This is a genomic window from Tritonibacter multivorans (assembly GCF_001458415.1).
Classification (GTDB): domain Bacteria; phylum Pseudomonadota; class Alphaproteobacteria; order Rhodobacterales; family Rhodobacteraceae; genus Epibacterium; species Epibacterium multivorans.
In genome coordinates this window covers 95,550-113,413 of record NZ_CYSD01000015.1, presented here as the reverse complement: position 1 = coordinate 113,413, position 17,864 = coordinate 95,550, and the positions used below count along the sequence as shown (strand labels likewise).

17 protein-coding genes are annotated in these 17,864 nt (G+C 59.1%); 9 read left to right on the top strand and 8 right to left on the bottom strand.

Translation table 11 applies throughout. The annotated features are described in order from the left end of the window. Nucleotides 1-212: 212 nt before the first annotated feature. From TRM7557_RS05650 to TRM7557_RS05635, 4 genes are all read right to left on the bottom strand, one after another. The gene (locus TRM7557_RS05650) at nt 213-680 is read right to left on the bottom strand and encodes a DUF2269 family protein (protein WP_058289242.1); all 468 of its coding nucleotides are present in this window, start codon (nt 678-680) and stop codon (nt 213-215) included. Continuing rightward, nucleotides 677-1,978: an SDR family oxidoreductase gene (locus tag TRM7557_RS05645; RefSeq protein ID WP_058289241.1), complete on the bottom strand. Its 1,302-nt coding sequence runs from the start codon at nt 1,976-1,978 to the stop codon at nt 677-679. Before TRM7557_RS05645 ends, TRM7557_RS05650 begins: the two co-directional genes overlap by 4 nt. A 315-nt stretch (nt 1,979-2,293) precedes the next feature. Then, entirely contained in the window at nt 2,294-2,524 is a 231-nt protein-coding gene (locus TRM7557_RS05640) for a DUF2842 domain-containing protein (protein WP_082626515.1), read from the bottom strand. 35 nt (nt 2,525-2,559) lie between these two features. Beyond that, nucleotides 2,560-3,873, bottom strand: a complete 1,314-nt coding sequence (locus tag TRM7557_RS05635; protein ID WP_058289239.1) for an adenylosuccinate synthase — start codon at nt 3,871-3,873, stop codon at nt 2,560-2,562. A gap of 152 nt (nt 3,874-4,025) precedes the next feature. Here TRM7557_RS05635 and TRM7557_RS05630 point away from each other — a divergent pair, with 152 nt between their 5' ends. Then, a complete protein-coding gene (locus TRM7557_RS05630; protein WP_058289238.1) occupies nt 4,026-4,787 on the top strand; it encodes a hypothetical protein in 762 nt (253 codons plus the stop codon). Between the two features lie 57 nt (nt 4,788-4,844). Here the strand turns inward: TRM7557_RS05630 and TRM7557_RS05625 are convergent, their stop codons facing one another. Next, complete coding sequence (locus TRM7557_RS05625; protein ID WP_058289237.1) at nt 4,845-5,372, bottom strand: hypothetical protein; 528 nt, start codon at nt 5,370-5,372, stop codon at nt 4,845-4,847. A gap of 294 nt (nt 5,373-5,666) precedes the next feature. Between TRM7557_RS05625 and secG the strand changes: the two genes are divergently transcribed. The 4 genes from secG (at nt 5,667) to TRM7557_RS05600 (ending at nt 9,580) form a co-directional block, all read left to right on the top strand. After that, nucleotides 5,667-6,032 (top strand): preprotein translocase subunit SecG, encoded by a 366-nt coding sequence (gene secG, locus TRM7557_RS05620; protein WP_058289236.1) that lies wholly within the window; start codon nt 5,667-5,669, stop codon nt 6,030-6,032. Between the two features lie 222 nt (nt 6,033-6,254). Beyond that, nucleotides 6,255-7,898: a CTP synthase gene (locus TRM7557_RS05610; RefSeq protein ID WP_058289234.1), complete on the top strand. Its 1,644-nt coding sequence runs from the start codon at nt 6,255-6,257 to the stop codon at nt 7,896-7,898. A gap of 160 nt (nt 7,899-8,058) precedes the next feature. Next, a complete protein-coding gene (locus TRM7557_RS05605) occupies nt 8,059-8,475 on the top strand; it encodes a hypothetical protein (protein ID WP_235811407.1) in 417 nt (138 codons plus the stop codon). Between the two features lie 214 nt (nt 8,476-8,689). Then, entirely contained in the window at nt 8,690-9,580 is an 891-nt protein-coding gene (locus tag TRM7557_RS05600; protein WP_058289232.1) for a fructose bisphosphate aldolase, read from the top strand. A gap of 53 nt (nt 9,581-9,633) precedes the next feature. On the opposite strand, the gene TRM7557_RS05595 is transcribed toward TRM7557_RS05600, so the two are convergent. Then, nucleotides 9,634-11,094, bottom strand: a complete 1,461-nt coding sequence (locus tag TRM7557_RS05595) for a globin-coupled sensor protein (protein WP_058289231.1) — start codon at nt 11,092-11,094, stop codon at nt 9,634-9,636. Nucleotides 11,095-11,265: 171 nt separating this feature from the next. After that, on the bottom strand, nt 11,266-12,063 hold the full coding sequence (locus TRM7557_RS05590; protein ID WP_058289230.1) for a crotonase/enoyl-CoA hydratase family protein: 798 nt from the start codon (nt 12,061-12,063) through the stop codon (nt 11,266-11,268). A gap of 127 nt (nt 12,064-12,190) precedes the next feature. On the opposite strand from TRM7557_RS05590, the gene TRM7557_RS05585 reads away from it, so the two are divergent. Next, on the top strand, nt 12,191-13,324 hold the full coding sequence (locus TRM7557_RS05585) for a pyridoxal phosphate-dependent aminotransferase (RefSeq protein WP_058289259.1): 1,134 nt from the start codon (nt 12,191-12,193) through the stop codon (nt 13,322-13,324). A gap of 120 nt (nt 13,325-13,444) precedes the next feature. After that, a complete protein-coding gene (locus TRM7557_RS05580) occupies nt 13,445-13,660 on the top strand; it encodes a hypothetical protein (protein WP_235811406.1) in 216 nt (71 codons plus the stop codon). Between the two features lie 24 nt (nt 13,661-13,684). Here the strand turns inward: TRM7557_RS05580 and TRM7557_RS05575 are convergent, their stop codons facing one another. After that, the gene (locus TRM7557_RS05575) at nt 13,685-14,905 is read right to left on the bottom strand and encodes a pyridoxal-phosphate-dependent aminotransferase family protein (protein WP_058289229.1); all 1,221 of its coding nucleotides are present in this window, start codon (nt 14,903-14,905) and stop codon (nt 13,685-13,687) included. A 225-nt stretch (nt 14,906-15,130) separates the two neighbouring features. Between TRM7557_RS05575 and TRM7557_RS05570 the strand changes: the two genes are divergently transcribed. Together TRM7557_RS05570 and ygfZ are read left to right on the top strand one after the other, a co-directional pair. Then, complete coding sequence (locus tag TRM7557_RS05570; RefSeq protein WP_235811405.1) at nt 15,131-16,990, top strand: ABC transporter ATP-binding protein; 1,860 nt, start codon at nt 15,131-15,133, stop codon at nt 16,988-16,990. 93 nt (nt 16,991-17,083) lie between these two features. Further along, the gene (gene ygfZ / locus TRM7557_RS05565; RefSeq protein WP_058289228.1) at nt 17,084-17,860 is read left to right on the top strand and encodes a CAF17-like 4Fe-4S cluster assembly/insertion protein YgfZ; all 777 of its coding nucleotides are present in this window, start codon (nt 17,084-17,086) and stop codon (nt 17,858-17,860) included. Nucleotides 17,861-17,864: the final 4 nt, after the last annotated feature.

The window sequence follows — 17,864 nt, the reverse complement described above, 5'->3', positions numbered from 1 at the left end:
TTTTTCTTTCATCTNANCCGATGGAGAGGGTTTTCGTTTGGGGCTCCCCCAAAAGCGCCNGGCANGGCGCGCNCCCTTTGGGGGCGCGCGCCGTGCCATACCCAACTGGCCGGTTTGCATTTCAATGCAAAAAAGGACAGGCGGGAGAACCCGTGGGGCATTCCGGGTTTAGCGATATCGAATGGACCCCGCTGAAATATATCAGGTCCAATTTAAAACGTCGGTTTCGTCAGCATCAACCAAACAATGGCCATCACAGCCCCAAAAGCAGGGAACCCACAGGCAAACCACCAGCGATATAGTCTATGGTACCTCGCCGGGAGGGGCGTTCCAGCCTCCTGAGCTGTGCGGGCCAGATTGCGCATCTGAATTTGCATCCAGACAACCGGCAACCAAAACACGCCCACAAAGACATAGAGCGCAAGCGACAGCGCGACCCAGCCTTCAAACAGCGGCCAACCAACTTCGCGGGCCAAGATGTAGCCCGTTATCGGTTGGACAATCGCAGCAGAGGCCGTGAATACCGTGTCCGCGATCACAACAATACCGGCGACATGGGCGATGAGTTTGGGGTCGTTGCTGAGATTGGAAACCACCATAAAAAAGGCAATGCCTGCCCCGGTTCCCAATAAAACGGTCGCACCAATCACATGCAAGAAGAGCCAGATTTCGTAGGTCATCGTTCTTCCACCAACAACCAAACCACGGCCGAAAGTGTCATACCCGGCAACACTTTGACCATCGGCCCAAGCGGATCTGCCCACAGGTCAGGAGCGGCAAAGAGGCTACCAATGAGATAGAGACTCGACAGGGCGAGCATTCCAAGTGCGGCATGCCTGGTCCAAGGCCGCCATAAAATCCCAAAGCCCAAGAGAATATCTGCCACAGCGCCGCCAAAAACAGTTGGGGCGATCAGCCATGAGGACACAGAGCGTTCCGTCAGAACGGACATCGCACGTGCCGGGTCAATGAGGGTTATCAATCCGGATAGGAGCCAGAAGAGAGCCAGCGTTCCAATCGCAAGAGGAAGAGCAATATATGCGCGGCCAAAGAGCCGCTCTTGACGCGTCGCAGGCAACAGAGCCAGCGTCTCATCGAGCGATCGGCAGGCGCTGCCCCCGGCGCTTTGCCAGGTGTTTGGGTCGCCGCGAATACCATCTGCAAGCGCCGTAAGGGCCGTGGTTCTTAGGGGCGAACGCCACCCAAGGTACCCCAACGCATCGGCAATCTTTCCTGTGGCCAATACAAGCGCTGCTGGAATAGGTGGACAAGCAACTGGCGCCGCCCACCCCTGCCATTTGCGCATTTTCGCAAGCAGATCCGGAAAGTCGTGGACGTCATGTTCGGTGATATCTGCAATGGTCCCAGAGCGAATTCGCCCTTGGGCAGATTCGACGACCGCAGCGGCCACATCCTCAACATAAACGGTCTGGATCTGCGCCTCTTGCAGAACACGCGGCTGGATCAATGGCAGAGACGCGGCCGCACGCAGAAGGGCCGTCCCCCCATAGGCGTCTTGAGACACGACAAGCGTAGGACGCAGGATGACCCAATCCTGCGCGCCTGACGACAGGATCTTGTCCCCTTGTGCCTTCGTTCGAAAGAAGGCGGTTGAGGCCGTTTCAGAAACACCCGCTGCGGAAATCTGAACGATCCGAACCGGCAATGCGGCGGCAGCCTCCACAAGGCGCGCTATGGCCGTCACATGGATCGCTTCAAGGTCGTCTCTTGCCCCGTCCTGAAGCGCGCCTGATGCATTCACAACCACATCGACACCATCCAGTATCGTCCGCCAGTCTTCGACTGTAAGGGTGGGTATGTCGCGGATTATCCATTCGACAGAGAGGCCAACCGCATGTGCGGAGCGCCTTGATCGCCCGATCCCCGAAACGTCAAAACCTGACCGGGACAGGGCGCGCAGACAGGCACGCCCAATTAAACCATACCCTCCGAGAACAATTGCTTTGGGCACTCTCATTCCTCTTTCAATGCATCAAAGGCACAGGAATACATTCCTAAAGAAACTCTGGCCTAAAGAAACTCTGAAACGCCACGGCTTACATAGGTCTGAAGACAGAAAACCAAAGGGTATCTTTCGATTTTTCCTGTTTCGGGGTTTCGGCCCCCCCGCGCTTGCCTATTCCCTCAAGAAATACCGATAAAATTCAAACACCTGCCGGGCAAAAACGCGGCAGGTGTTGTTCTTGTGCTCCAAGATCTGGACGGCACCAGAACCCCGGCCCGTCCATTGCCCGGACTGTCCATTTTATGTGGCAATGGGCGCCCCAAAGCCCTAGCGCGGGTGATCGTCGCCAATCGCGTCCGGGTCTTCTTTGCCGACACCCCGGAAGACAAATTTAAAGGGCAAAATCCACGCCACGCCCAGCACAATGTAAACCGCCAGCTCTATCAAGATATGCGGGCGGCCCATCAGGTTCATCACCGTGACGGCCAAGGCAATATAAAGCGGCATCCCAACCAGCAAGAGCACCAACGCCCAGAACCTCCGGGCGCGGTAGCTCATCCCCTTACGCGGGGTGTTTGGCTTGCCCTTCGCCATCAGTCAGCGAAGGGGTCAGTGACAAGGATGGTGTCGTCGCGCTCGGGGCTGGTGGACAGCAGCGCCACCGGGCAGTCGATCAGCTCTTCCACGCGTTTGACGTATTTAATCGCATTTGCGGGCAGATCATTCCAGCTGCGCGCGCCTTCGGTGCTTTCGCTCCAGCCGGGCATTTCTTCGTAGATCGGCTTGCAGCGCGCCTGCTGGTCGGCGGCGGTCGGGAGATAGTCCAGACGCTCGCCGTCCAGATCATAGCCCACGCAGATCTTCAGGGTTTCAAACCCGTCCAGAACGTCCAGTTTGGTGAAGGAAATGCCGTTGATGCCAGAGGTTGCGCAGGTCTGGCGCACAAGACAGGCATCAAACCAGCCACAGCGCCGCTGACGGCCGGTGGTGGTGCCAAACTCGTGACCACGGGTGCCGAGGCGCTCGCCATCTGCATCCGGGGTGCCGTCTTCTTTCAGCAGTTCGGACGGGAACGGGCCTTCGCCGACGCGGGTGGTATAGGCTTTTACGATGCCCAGCACATAGTCGATGGAGTTCGGGCCAATGCCAACGCCGGTGGCTGCCTGACCCGCGATCACATTGGACGAGGTCACAAAGGGATAGGTGCCAAAGTCGATGTCCAGAAGCGCGCCTTGTGCACCTTCAAACAGGATGCGTTTGCCGGCTTTGCGCTTCTCGTTCATCACCTTCCAGACAGGTGCTGCAAACGGCAGGATCTGTTTGGCGATCTCTTTCAGTTTTTCGACCAGCGCGTCGCGGTCGATGGGTTCGACACCCAGACCTTTGCGCAGCGGGTCGTGGTGCTGCAGGGCGCGGTCAACGCGGGCCTCGAGCGTTGCTTCGTCGGCGAGGTCCGCCACGCGGATCGCACGGCGGCCCACTTTGTCCTCGTATGCCGGGCCAATGCCGCGACCGGTTGTGCCAATCTTGGTGCCCTTGGAGGCCGCCTCTTCGCGGGCGCGGTCCAGCTCACCGTGGAACGGCATGATCAGCGGCGTGTTTTCCGCAATCATCAGCGTTTCGGGGGTGATCTCGACGCCCTGCGCGCGGACGGTCTCGATTTCGTTCATCAGGTGCCAGGGGTCCAGAACCACGCCATTGCCGATGACAGACAGCTTGCCACCGCGCACAACGCCAGAGGGCAGCGCGTGCAGCTTGTAGACTTTGCCGTCGATGACGAGGGTATGGCCTGCATTATGGCCACCTTGGAACCGGGCGATTACATCGGCACGTTCGCTGAGCCAGTCAACGATCTTGCCTTTTCCTTCATCGCCCCACTGGGCGCCCACAACGACGACGTTGGCCATGGTACGGTCCTATCCATATGCGTGTTGAAACCGTGACCCCCTATAGCGGGGGGATGGCCGGGAGGGAACCACTAATTCGTCGCAGAACGGTTACATTCTGTGCAACTTGACAAAGACTTGACCTTCGCGACACCTCACGACAGCGTTGCGCCATGTTCAAATCCATTTCAAAGCCTGCCTTTCATATCCTTATTGTGGTTCTTCTGACCGCGCTCACCCAGGTGGGCGGTCTCGCGTGGCTGCTGTCCAGATTGTTGCGGCGTAAGTTTCTGGGATTTGTTGCGCTATATGCCGCCTTGTCATTCGCCAGCCTTTGGGCTGCTCCTTTGGGCGGTCGCATGGCGGTCAGTTGCGTATCAGACAGCCCTCTGCAGGTCCAAAGCTGGTTCTATTGCCTTTCCAACCGCACCTATGTGCGTCCCGAACTCGCCGACGTCCTAGAAGATGCCGCCGCTGCTGTGGACGCCGCTTATCCGGGGACCGAAACACTGATGCTGGATGGCAACCTGCCTTTTCTCGACGGCTTCCCTTTGTTGCCGCATCTGTCGCACGACGATGGTAAGAAGGCCGATCTGGCGTTTTACTACCGAGATGGAAAAGGCGGCTATCTGCCAGGGCGCACCAAATCACCCATAGGTTTCTTTGCCTTTGAAGATGGCCCCACGGATTGCCGGGCCCAATGGCCCACGCTGCGTTGGGATTTGGGCTGGCTGCAACCCTATTGGCCCAGTTGGGAAATTGATGAGGCCCGCACAGCAAAGCTGATCGAGGCGCTTGCTGCGGATTCGCGAGTGGGAAAGATCCTTCTGGAACCACACCTGAAAGACCGCCTGAATCTGAACCACCCAAAGATCCGCTTTCAAGGGTGTCGCGCCGCGCGACATGATGACCACATTCACATGCAGTTGCGCTAAGCGCAAAAGCAAAGAAGGAGCCGCAAAGCTCCCTCTCTCCCTCTCTCCATCGCGACCTTACTGCGGTGCGTAAGGCAGCGAGGAATGATGCAGGTTGATTTTCAGTTCCCCGTCATCATCCAGAATATAGCCAAAGGAATATTCCACCTTGGTTTCCGTGCCATCCGGCCCCGTGAAGAAGTAATGGCCCATTGCCATCGCGGTGTCATCGCTGGTGTAGACACCATTGTTTTCCCAGCGAACGTTGGTCCAGCCCTTGATGGCAAAACCTTTGTCTTCGCTGCCGTCGGTGCCAATGAAATAGCTCAGGGCACCATCAAAATCGCTTCGGAACGGTGTCTCTGCAGCCAGTGTTGGCTTAAACATCACCTGCGCCTTGTCATAGGCATAGAGGTTTTCGATGTGCTGCTTTGCCAGATCTTGGTAATCACCGCCCTCTTTATGGGCCGTCGCGATGGCAACAATGCCTTCGCCCCAGACTTTTTGCGCGGCGATCACCGCGTCCTTGCTAATTTCATCCGCAAAAGCTGCGCCCGACACCAAGACCGCACAGGCTGCGGCGACAAATGTGTTCACGGTTTTCATCGGTTCACTCCGAATTGCTAAAACTGTTTGTTTTTCAAAGTTATTTTGTTGTTTTTCAAAGTTATTTTGCGGGCAATCCACCCGCGACGCTTTTTTACCAAGTGACCAAAGGTAAGCTCCAGATAAATATTTGCGATGGCGGATGGCGGGCGAATCTGCGCCGAAACTGCAGGTGATCAGGGCTCAGAGACGGATCTCGCAGACCACAGGGCAGAAGGCACACAATACCCCCTTGCCCCGCGCAGCGATCTTCAATACATACCGCCCGATAGTCTGCCAATGCCGAAGGGTTCCATGGAAAACGTTGTCCTGATCATTCACCTCCTCCTTGCTCTGGGTCTGATTGCCGTGGTTCTTCTGCAGCGCTCCGAAGGTGGGGGCCTCGGCATGGGTGGCGGTGGCGGCGGTGGTGCCGTTTCTGGCCGCTCTGCAGCGACCGCGCTGACGCGCCTGACATGGATGCTGGCGGGTGCCTTTATCCTGACCTCGATCACGCTGACCGTTCTGGCCGCACAGAAATCTGCGGGCTCCTCTGTGGCGGACCGCATTGAGCTGGCGCCTGCGTCGAACGATCCGGTGCTGCCGACGGCTCCTGTGGGCAGCGACCTTCTGCCGCCCGCCGAAGGCGACAACGCACCGCTGGTGCCAAGCGCCGACTAAAATACCAAACTTAGCGACTGGAAAGAGAACCGTAACAGCATCTTGCGGTTCTCTTGCGCATTCTGTGCGAATCCTATATATATAAAGTCCCGTGATGCTGCGGTTTTTTGCATGAAACCGCCGGGCAGAAATCGGCCTTGAATTCGCTTGGTAATCCAAGCGGTGGATGGACCAAATCTAACCGAAACAAGACCTGACACGATCTCACGGGGGCAGCCGAACATGGCGCGTTTCATCTTTATCACTGGCGGCGTTGTATCGTCTTTGGGCAAAGGCCTCGCCTCTGCCGCTCTGGGCGCTTTGCTGCAGGCACGGGGCTATTCCGTGCGTCTGCGCAAACTGGACCCCTATCTGAACGTCGATCCGGGCACCATGTCGCCGTTTGAGCACGGCGAAGTGTTTGTGACCGACGACGGCGCAGAGACCGACCTGGACCTCGGCCACTACGAGCGCTTTACCGGCGTGCCGGCCCGCAAGACCGACTCGATCTCGTCCGGCCGGATCTACACCAACGTTCTGGAAAAAGAACGTCGCGGTGACTACCTGGGCAAAACCATTCAGGTGATCCCGCATGTCACCAATGAGATCAAAGACTTTATCTCCATTGGTGAAGACGAAGTCGACTTCATGCTGTGTGAGATCGGCGGCACCGTGGGCGACATCGAAGGCCTGCCCTTCTTTGAAGCGATCCGTCAGTTCGCACAGGACAAGCCGCGCGGCGAATGCCTGTTTATGCACCTGACCCTGCTGCCTTACATCAAGGCAAGCGGAGAGCTGAAAACCAAGCCAACCCAGCACTCTGTCAAGGAACTGCGCTCTATCGGTCTGGCGCCTGACATTCTGGTCTGCCGTTCGGAAGGCCCGATCCCGAAGAAAGAACGCGAAAAGCTGGCGCTGTTCTGTAATGTGCGCCCCGACAGCGTGATTGCCGCACAGGATCTGAAATCCATCTACGAAGCACCGCTCGCGTATCACCGCGAAGGTCTGGATCAGGCGGTTCTGGATGCCTTTGGTATCACCCCTGCCCCGCGCCCGAATCTGGCCCGTTGGGAAGACGTGGCAGACCGCATCTATAACCCCGAAGGCGAAGTCAAAGTCGCCATCGTGGGCAAATACACCCAGCTGGAAGATGCGTATAAATCCATTGCCGAAGCCCTGACTCACGGTGGCATGGCCAACCGCGTGAAGGTCCGCATCGAATGGGTCGATGCAGAGCTGTTCGACAAGGACGACGCCGCCCCGCATCTGCAGGGCTTCCATGCGATCCTCGTCCCCGGCGGCTTTGGCGAACGCGGCACAGAGGGCAAGATCAAGGCGGCGCAATACGCCCGCGAGAACAATGTCCCCTACCTTGGCATCTGCCTTGGTATGCAAATGGCTGTGATCGAAGCGGCCCGCAACAAAGCAGGCATCGAGGCCGCGGGCTCGGAAGAGTTCGACCACGAAGCCGGCGGCAAGCGCTTTGAGCCCGTGGTTTACCACCTGAAAGAATGGGTGCAGGGCAACCACAAGGTCACCCGCAAAGCCACCGACGACAAAGGCGGCACCATGCGTCTGGGTGCCTATGATGCAGCGCTGACCGAAGGCTCTCGCGTGGCCGACGCCTATGGGGCGACCACCATCGAAGAACGTCACCGTCACCGCTATGAGGTGGACATCAAGTACCGCGAACAACTGGAGGCCTGTGGCCTGCAGTTCACCGGCATGTCCCCTGACGGCCGCCTGCCCGAGATCGTGGAGTGGAAAGACCACCCCTGGTTCATCGGCGTCCAGTTCCACCCGGAACTGAAATCCAAACCCTTTGATCCGCACCCGCTGTTCAAAGACTTCGTGCGCGCCGCCAAAGAGGCATCGCGTCTGGTCTAAGCCGGTCTGCAGAACGATTTCAAAAGGCGCTCCTATCGGGGCGCCTTTTTTTGATTGCTCTTTTGGCGCCAGTGGCAGGATTCACCATTTTTCAGCGGTTCTTTCATATAAGGCGAGTCTATCGTCGGACGGCCAGAAGGCCTGCAGGAGACAGACACGCATGACGACACCGGGTTTAACCGGCTCTGAGCCCCGCGAAGAGCTTCCCATGATTGAAACCGAAGCAGATCCTGCGGTCTTCTTCGATGGGTCGAACCTGTTGATTTCCTACAAAGTCGCGCCCTTATCCGGCGGTGGTCTGGCGATCCTGCAGTTCTCGGATGTGTTGGAATTCAAAGCCGACCCGCTGAATGTCGATGAATTGTCCGAGGCCCCTTTTCCCGTTTCTGCCTGGGCCTTTACCGAAATCACTGGCAGCGACAAAATCACCCGCTGGGCGGGACAGGCCCCGCGCTACTGGTCGATTTCGTTTAATGACATGACTTTGCTGGTGGTCTTTGAACGGGTTCGGCTGGCCGCGCAGACGCAGGAACCACTGTCGCCGGCCAAGGCACTGGGCCGGTTCCTCATGGGCTGATGCGCCCACATGGCCTGCGCAAGAAAACTTCAATAAGCGCGTGCGTTGCAACAATTCTGCCAAAGAAGCTCATTAAGTTGCCAAACCGAACATGTGTTAGCGCAAGCAATTGAAACTGCTTGTTGTTTGGCGTGAGCATGGCAGTATAGAAGGCAGTGAATTGAAGCGCCACTGGCGCGATGTGCAAGGCGTTTCCCAAGGAGGTCACCCAGACATGAGCATTCAGCAGGAACAATTTGATCGTATTTCCAAAGGCGCGGGCTTCATTGCCGCGCTGGACCAGTCCGGTGGCTCCACCCCCAAGGCGCTGCGTCTTTATGGTGTGATGGAAGATGCCTATTCCGGCGATGACGAGATGTTCGGCGAGATCCACAAGATGCGCACCCGCATCATCACCTCGCCCAGCTTCGGTTCAGACAAGATCCTTGGCGCCATCCTGTTTGAAAAAACCATGGACGGCGAAATCGAAGGCACGCCTACCGCACAATACCTGTGGGAAAAATGTGGCGTTGTCCCCTTCCTGAAGGTCGACAAAGGTCTGGAAGCCGACGCGGATGGCGTGCAGCTGATGAAACCGATGCCGGAGCTTGACGCGCTGCTGGCGCGTGCCAATGAAAAAGGCATCTTTGGCACCAAGATGCGTTCGGTCGTAAAAGAAGCCAATGCCGCCGGCATCAAGGCCATCGTCGCCCAGCAGTTCGAAGTCGGCAAACAGATCGCAGCCGCTGGTCTGGTGCCGATCATTGAGCCCGAGGTCGACATCAACTCTGCCACCAAATCCGAGGCCGAAGCGATGCTGAAAGCCGAGATCCTCGAACAGCTGAACGCCCTGCCTGAGGGCACCGATGTGGCGCTGAAGCTGACCATCCCGACCGAGGCTGGCATCTATGACGACCTGGCCGATCACCCGGCTGTTGTTCGTGTTGTGGCCCTGTCTGGCGGCTATACCACCGATGACGCCTGCGAGCGCCTGTCCAAAAACGGTAAAATGATCGCGTCGTTCAGCCGCGCGCTGACCGAAGGTCTGAATGTTTCCATGACCGACAGCGACTACAATGCGGCGCTGGGGTCCAATATCGACAAGATCTACCAAGCCTCGCTGTAATCGCAGGCTTGGAATTGAGACTGTAAAAAGGGGCCTCTGTGGCCCCTTTCACTTTAGCTGGCGGCGCGTGTGGGCTGCGCAGGGCTGGCGACATGCGCAACGGTATCCTGCCCGCCCCCAACCCGGAAGCTCTGCGCCAGTTCAGCCAGGGTGGCCACGTCTTTTTTCATTGTATGCAGCGCTGCCGTCGTTTGTTCGACCATAGCAGCGTTTTGCTGGGTCACCCCATCCAGCTGCGAGACACCAATGTTGATCTCTTCAAAACCGGTCGCCTGCTGGGCCGCCGATTGTGCGACCTCTTCAGTCAGGGCGCTGGCCTGCTGAATGTTTTTCACAATACTGGCGAGCACGTCACCGGTCGATCCGACCAGCTGCACGCCTTCATCCACATGCGTGGTGCTGACCCCAATCAGCCCTTTGATTTCCTGTGCAGAGTCAGCCGTGCGCTGCGCCAAAGCGCGGACTTCTGATGCGACAACCGCAAAGCCACGCCCGCTTTCGCCAGCCCGCGCTGCCTCTACACCCGCATTCAGCGCGAGCAGATTGGTCTGAAACGAAATATCGTCGATCACGCCAATGATTTCCGCAATCTTTTGCGAATATTCCTCGATCTCGGACATTTTCTGGACGGCTGTCTGAACGACACCGCTGCCCTCGTCTGCTTGATCGCGCGCTTGGCTCACCGTGTGACTGGTGGCAGAGGTCGCTTCACTCGCTGAGCGAATGCTGGCGGTGATCTCCTCCACTGCGGCGGCGGTTTCTTCCAACGTTGCTGCCTGAGTTTCGGTGCGATGCGACAGGTCATCGGCAGCGAGCGATACTTCATTGGCGATGCCGGTCAGCTTGTCTGAACTGTCCTGAATACCAGCCACCACTTTGCGCAGGGACAGCTGCGCGTTGTTAAAGCTCTGGCGAACGGCGTCGAATTTTTCCGGGAAATCGCTGCTGTTGTGATCCGGGATCAGGGTCGACAGATCCCGCTGGGCCAGCCGGTCAATGCCTTCGGACAAATGGGCAAACGCACGGTTCTGTTCGTCCTGTTCTGCCTCGAAATGCGCATCAAGGATCAGATGCGTATCCATCGCAAACGCCCGCGTCAGCACGCTGAGCTTTGTGGCCAGCGCCTTTTGCCCGCCAAAACGGCCATGCTTCTGGACCAGCAAGCGTTGAACCTCAGAGGTGGCAAGCGCATAGCCCGACAGAAAGAAGAAAAACGGCAGTCCGATTCTTGGATGGATCCGGCCAATTTTGGCAGCAGATGCAAAGTACTCCGCGTCAAACCGCCCAGACAGCAGGTTTTCCCAGTGCTTTTGCTGCGCGGCCTTGGCGCGCGCGATCATCGCGGGGTTTTCAAAAAAGGCGACCATTTCCGGCACTTCGGTCACCGCAGCGTAAAAATGCTCCAGCACCTCGGGCAGCAGCGGCGCAGCCAGTTTTCCGGCCGCAATCAGATCCTTGCGTGCGCCCCCATCCAATTTGAATTTGGCCAATAGATCATTGATTTCCTGAGACACAGGCGGGCACTCCCAAAATTGCTACGAACACGCGCAAAGCATGGGGGACAGAGGTTAACAGCCTCCGAAGACGTCACAGAAAATGTCGAAAAAACAAATGAGTAGAATTACTATCAGCAGGCTCACCCATCCCCCAAAACAGCCTGAGCTGCCGTGGGGGACAGGCCGTATTTATTTGAACACAGGCGCGCGTTTCTGCATTTGGGCTGCGACCACTTCCATCTGCTCTGCTTTGCCCAGCAGCTCCACTTGTTCGGCGCTTTCGCGCAGCAGGACTTCGCCCCGCGCGGCGCCGCTTTCTGCGAACTCAATCAGACGCTTGGCCGCGCGGATGGCATTGGGGCCTTTTGCTGCGATCTCGGTCGCGAGCGCCTGCGCCCGCGCCAGCGGGTCCTCGGTGATTTCGGTCACCAGCCCCCAGCTTTCCGCCTGCGCCGCAGCGATCGGCGTCGCGGTATAGGTCAACAGACGCAGCACATCCGACCGCACCAGCTGCGGCAGCAGAACCATGCCGCCCATGTCGGGGATGATGCCCCATTTCATCTCCATCACCGCGAATTTGGCGTCAGGCGCTGCAATGCGGATGTCTGCGCCCAGCGCGATCTGCAAGCCGCCACCATAGACCGCACCCTGAAGGGCCGCGATCACCGGGACCTCAATTCGGCGCCAGACCAGTGCGATTTCCTGCATGTCATTGGCGTCCTCATGGGGGCGCTCCATCAACCACTCACCGGCGTTGTTCAATTTGCCGCTTGCCATGAACGCCATAATATCAAGGCCCGCGCAGAAGCTTTTCCCTTCGCCCGCCAGCACCACCACGCGCGCATCCGACTCCGCAACCTCTTTGCCCGCAGCCAAGAGCCCTTCGACCATTGCCGGGTCCAGCGCATTCATCTTGTCGCCACGGCTGAGCGTGACATGGGCAACGTGATCGCGGTATTCGACGGTAACGCGGGGCGTATCAGCCATGGGGGCCTCCTGAAATTGACGGTCTCAGATTGCCCTTGCCGTCGCTGCATTGCCAGCGTGACGGCGCGGCAGTCCTGCGGCGACAGACCGCTTGCGGGACAGTATGGGCTCGCGCTACCAAAGCGCCATGACAAATCCCAAGCCCCTCCCCCACACCGACCCGCGCCTGACCAAACTGGCCCAAAGCCTGCCTGCCACCGTTCCCTTTGTCGGACCAGAAACTCAGGAACGCCATCGCGGCGCACCCTTTGCCGCCAGGCTGGGAGCCAATGAAAATGGGTTTGGCCCGTCGCCACGCGCGATTGCGGCCATGGCTGCTGCGGCGGCTGAGGCATGGAAATATGGGGATCCGGAATCCTATGACCTGCGCGCGGCCCTTGCCGCCCATCATGGCGTTGCAATGGAGAACGTTCTGATTGGGGAAGGCATTGACGGGCTGCTTGGCGACACCGTGCGCCTGTTTATCGAACCCGGCGACGCGGTCGTGACCTCCGCCGGGGCTTATCCCACCTTCAGCTATCATGTGACAGGTTATGGCGGTGAGATCCATCAGGTGCCGTATGACGGCGACCATGAGAACCCGGATGCCCTGATGACCCGCGCGGCAGAGGTTGGCGCAAAGCTGGTCTATCTGGCCAATCCCGACAACCCGATGGGCAGCTGGCACACCGGCGCGCGGATCGTGCGTGCCTTGGAGGCCCTGCCAGAGGGGGCGCTTCTGGTTCTGGACGAGGCCTATCTGGAATGCGCGCCGACAGGCACGGCAGCAGATCTTGCCATTGACGACCCCCGCGTGCTGCGGTTCCGGACCTTTTCAAAGGCCTATGGGTTGGCCGGCGCGCGCATAGGCTATGTGCTGGGACAGGCCAATCTGATCGCCGCGTTTCATCGGGTGCGCAACCATTTTGGCGTCAACCGGATTGCGCAGGCCGGGGCTTTGGCAGCTCTGGCGGATCAGGACTGGCTGCGGCATGTGCAAGATCAGATCCGCGCAGCCCGCGCCCGGATTGGCGAGATTGCAGGCGCCAATGACCTGATGGCACTGCCGTCAGCCACCAATTTTGTGACCATAGATTGTGGCGCTGATGGAGGTTTTGCCCGCCGCGTCCTGGCTGAACTTCTGGCCCGCGATATCTTTGTGCGGATGCCATTTGTTGCCCCGCAGGACCGCTGCATTCGGATCAGCTGCGGCCCCGAGCCAGAGCTTTCCGCCTTCGAGGCCGCCCTGCCCGACGCACTTGCGGCGGCGCGCAAAGCATAGCCACGGATCCCTCCTATGCGTAAGGCAAGCGCGAAAAGCCAAAAGAGTTTACTCGCGATTTACCCTCTTCACGCTAAGTCTGAAGGCAGACAATGCCTGAAGCTGCCGCAGGAGGTGACCATGAAAGACCCGTTTATGAAGGAATTCGAAGGTCTCGACACAACTGAAATGCTGCGCACCGCGCTCAGCTTTCTGGCTGTGAACCTGCCTTGGATCTTCTTTGCGATCTGGCTGTTGTCCGGCCCGGTGCCGGTGCTGGTGCTGGCGGTTGTCATCAACCATATGATCAACCGCCTTGAGGTGCGCCAACTGCGCGCGGCTTACGCGCTCGACTAAAGACCGTTGCGGGACGGCAGGGGCTTACCCCGCCTTGCCCGCCACAACCTCGGCCGCTGCGGCCAAGGCGCCGCCTCCGTGCGGAATGGACAACGCCTGCAGGCCTGCCTCGATCCCCCCCAGAAGACCCAGAATCATATGGCCGTTGACATGGCCCATGTGTCCCAGACGGAAATGCCCATGCCATTCGGGGCTATCTGACGGCGCCATGCCAAGGCTGATGCCCAGTGTCAGTCCCAGTGTCTCCTCCAGCCAGCTGCGCAGTTCCGTCCCGTTGGGAGAAGGTAAAGACAGCGCCGTGACAGCATGGGAACGCAGGTTCGGATCCAGCACGTTCAGACGCAGGCCCTCCCCTTCGACATCGCCCCAGCGTTCACAGGCCGCCCAGATCGCCCGGGCCAGACGCGCATGGCGCGTCCAGACCTGCTCCATGCCTTCGCCGTGGATCAGATCCAGCGCCGCGCGCAGACCAAACATATGCTGTGTTGGCGCGGTGCCGCCAAAGTACTGATAAAACACCTCTGGCTCTGCCCGCGGCGCCCAGTCCCAATAGCGGCTTACCCGTGGCAACGCTTTGCGCGCCGCCGCAGCCTTATCGTTGAAGAACACAAACGACACCCCTGCCGGAACCATCAGCCCCTTCTGGCAGGCCGTGACCATGACATCGACGCCCCAGTCGTCCATCTCGAAGCGGTCACACCCCAGCGAGGCAATGCAATCCGCCATCAACAGCGCCGGGTGGCCGACTTCGTCCAGACAGGCGCGCAGCGCGGCAATGTCATTTCGGATCGAGGTCGAGGTATCCACATGCACACCCAGCACCGCCTTAATGCTGTGGTCTGTGTCGGCGGCCAGTGCTTCGGCCACACGGGCCATGTCAAATGGGGCGTGCAGGCCAAAATCCAACACCGTAGCCTCGAGCCCCAAACCCGACGCCATTTCAGCCCAACCATGGGCAAAAGCACCAGAGGCAGGCACCAGCACCCGATCCCCCGGCGTCAGCGTATTGGACAAAGCTGCCTCCCAAGCGCCATGGCCGTTGGCAATATAGATCGCCACATTGTGTCGCGTGCGCGCGACGCGGGCGAGGTCCGGGATCACGCTTTCGGTCAGGTCCTTCAGTTCTCCGCCATAAATGTTCGGCGACGGGCGGTGCATGGCCTGCAGCACCGCATCCGGCATCACCGAGGGTCCGGGAATGGCAAGGTAGGCGCGCCCAGCGGCACGCAGATCGGTCGAGCCCATGGCCGTGATCCTTTTTCTTATGTGAAATCCCGCAAGGCGGTTGCGTCGCAACGTAACCAGAGCGTGTGGCAGGTCAATCAGAAGTATTTGTATCCATACAGGAAACCGTCCAGCGGCTTGAACCTGACCGCAGAGCTGCTTAAATGGCGCAAACCTTAGGCCAATGCGACCGGCCAGCCTGCAGATGCATAATGCAACCGGGGCCAGACCCAAAGGAACCATCATATGAGCAGCACCCCCATGTCCTCCCGCGAATTGTTGGGCTGGCTCTGGCGTGGATATCTGCACCAGCACATGGGCCTATTGGCCATTGCCGTCCTGTTCATGCTGCTCGAGGGCGCGACTGTGGGCGGTATCAGCTACATGATGCAGCCGATGTTTGATCTTGTGTTTGTTGCAGGAAACCAAAATGCACTGGTCTGGGTCAGCCTCGCCTTTTTAGGCATCTTCTGTTTCCGTGCGATTTCCAGCGTGTCGCAGAAAGTGCTGCTGTCGATCATTGGTCAGCGCTCCGAGGCGCATTTGCGCACTGACATGCTGGCCCGTCTGATCCATCAGGACGCCAGCTTTCATCAGGTTCATCCGCCGGGTTATCTGATCCAGCGGATCCAGACAGATGTCAGCGCCATCAACCAGGTCTGGAAAGCACTGATCACCGGCACCGGCCGGGACATCACCCAGCTGATTGCAGTTCTGGCCGTGGCCGTCAGCGTCGATTGGCGCTGGACGCTGATTATGCTGGTCGGCGTGCCCCTTCTAGTGCTGCCCCTGTCGATCATGCAGCGCTACGTGCGCAAGAAAGCCAGCCAAGCACGCGATCTTGGCGCTGTGCAAGCCACCCGTCTGGACGAGATTTTCCACGGCATTGTGCCGATCAAGCTCAATGCGCTCGAGCAGTATCAGGAAAACCGCTACGTCACCTCGACCAAATCCTTTGTCCGGGCACAGGTGCGGGCCTCGTTCGGCACCGCCTCGGCGTCTGGACTGGTCGATATTATGGCCGGTGTGGGTGTTATGGGGGTCATCCTGTTTGGCGGCCAAGAGATCATCTCTGGCGAAAAAACCGTCGGCCAGTTCATGAGCTTCTTCACCGCGATTGGCCTGGCCTTCGACCCGATGCGCCGACTGGCGGGGATCATGGGGGTCTGGCAGGCCGCCGCTGCCGCGCTGGAACGTATCAAGGAACTGATGGAAGCCCCGATTGAGCTGGTCTCGCCCGAGGCGCCGGTCGCTGCGCCCAAAGGCCTGCCCGAGGTGCGTCTGGACAAGGTTGACCTGTCCTATGGCGACGCCAAGGTCCTGCAACAGCTGTCCATTGTTGCCGAAGCGGGCAAGACAACCGCGCTGGTGGGTGCTTCCGGCGCCGGGAAATCGACCGTTTTCAACCTTCTGACCCGCCTTGTCGATCCGCAGGCTGGCGCGGTCACCATTGCCGGTGTCCCGGTCTCTGACGTGGATCTGACCGATCTGCGCGGTCTGTTCTCGGTGGTGACGCAGGATGCCCTGCTCTTTGATGAAACGCTGCGTGAAAACATCACGCTGGGGCGCACGGATGTCAGCGAAGAGCGGCTGAAAGAGGTGCTGGACGCGGCCCATGTCACCGACTTTCTGTCGAAACTGCCCCAGGGTCTGGAGACACCTGTCGGGCCGCGTGGCTCTGCTTTGTCCGGTGGCCAGCGTCAACGGGTGGTGATCGCCCGCGCCCTGCTGCGTGACACGCCGATCCTTTTGTTGGACGAGGCCACATCAGCCCTTGATGCGCAATCGGAACACGTCATCCAAGAGGCACTGGAGCGCCTGTCCAAAGGGCGCACAACACTGGTGATCGCGCACCGTCTGGCGACCATTCGAAATGCCGACAAAATCATTGTGATGGAACGCGGCGAAGTGATGGACGAGGGCCGTCACGAGGACCTGCTGGAACGCGGCGGCATCTATGCCGATCTCTACCGCTTGCAGTTTGAAAACGGCAAAGAGGTCGTCGATACCGCGGGCCTAAAGGCCCAGACCCGCAGCCGAGACCCAAGGGAAGCCCCGATTGCCGGCGGCTGGCTGCAACGATTGAAGCAACGCATTCTGGGGTAGAGACGGCGCAAAACGGCTTGCGCATAACCTGCAAGTCGGGCACATCTTTTCTCTGGCAGACCGACCTGCCCTTCCGTCGATCAGGAGACGATCATGTCACAGACTGCTTCTCAGCCCAGCGCCGCACGCCGCATCCTGCGCCTGACCGGGCCGGACGCCCGCAGTTTTCTGCAGGGGCTTGTCAGCAATGACGTGAAGAAACTGGATCACGGGCTGGTCTACGCCGCAATCCTGACGCCGCAGGGAAAATATCTTGCGGACTTTTTCCTTGTCCCTCAGCCGGACGGTGCAGACGGCACGCAGGTGGTGCTGTTGGACGTGGCCGAGGATCTGGCCGACGGATTGCTGAAACGCCTGAACATGTATCGCCTGCGGGCCAACGTGACGATCGAGGCCACGGAAGGCCACGTCCAGCGCGGCACCGGCCCGGCCCCCGATGGGGCCTTTGCTGACCCGCGCCACGCGGATCTGGGCTGGCGCCTGTACGGTTCGACCTCGGGCGACGACGGCAGCGATTGGGACGCCATTCGCGTGGCGCAGGTCATCCCCGAAACCGGGATCGAATTGACCGGCGACAGCTATCTTCTGGAAGCGGGTTTTGAACGTCTGAACGGCGTCGACTTCCGCAAAGGCTGCTATGTCGGCCAGGAAGTTACCGCCCGGATGAAACACAAGACAGAGCTGAAAAAAGGCCTCGTGCAGGTCACCATCTCTGGCACAGCGCCCGTGGGCAGTGACATCACTGCAGATGGTAAAACCGTGGGCACCCTATTCACCCAATCCGGGGACAAAGCCATTGCCTACCTGCGTTTTGACCGCGCCAAAGGCGCAATGACCGCGGGCGATGCAACTGTAACTTGGTCTTCTTAATCAA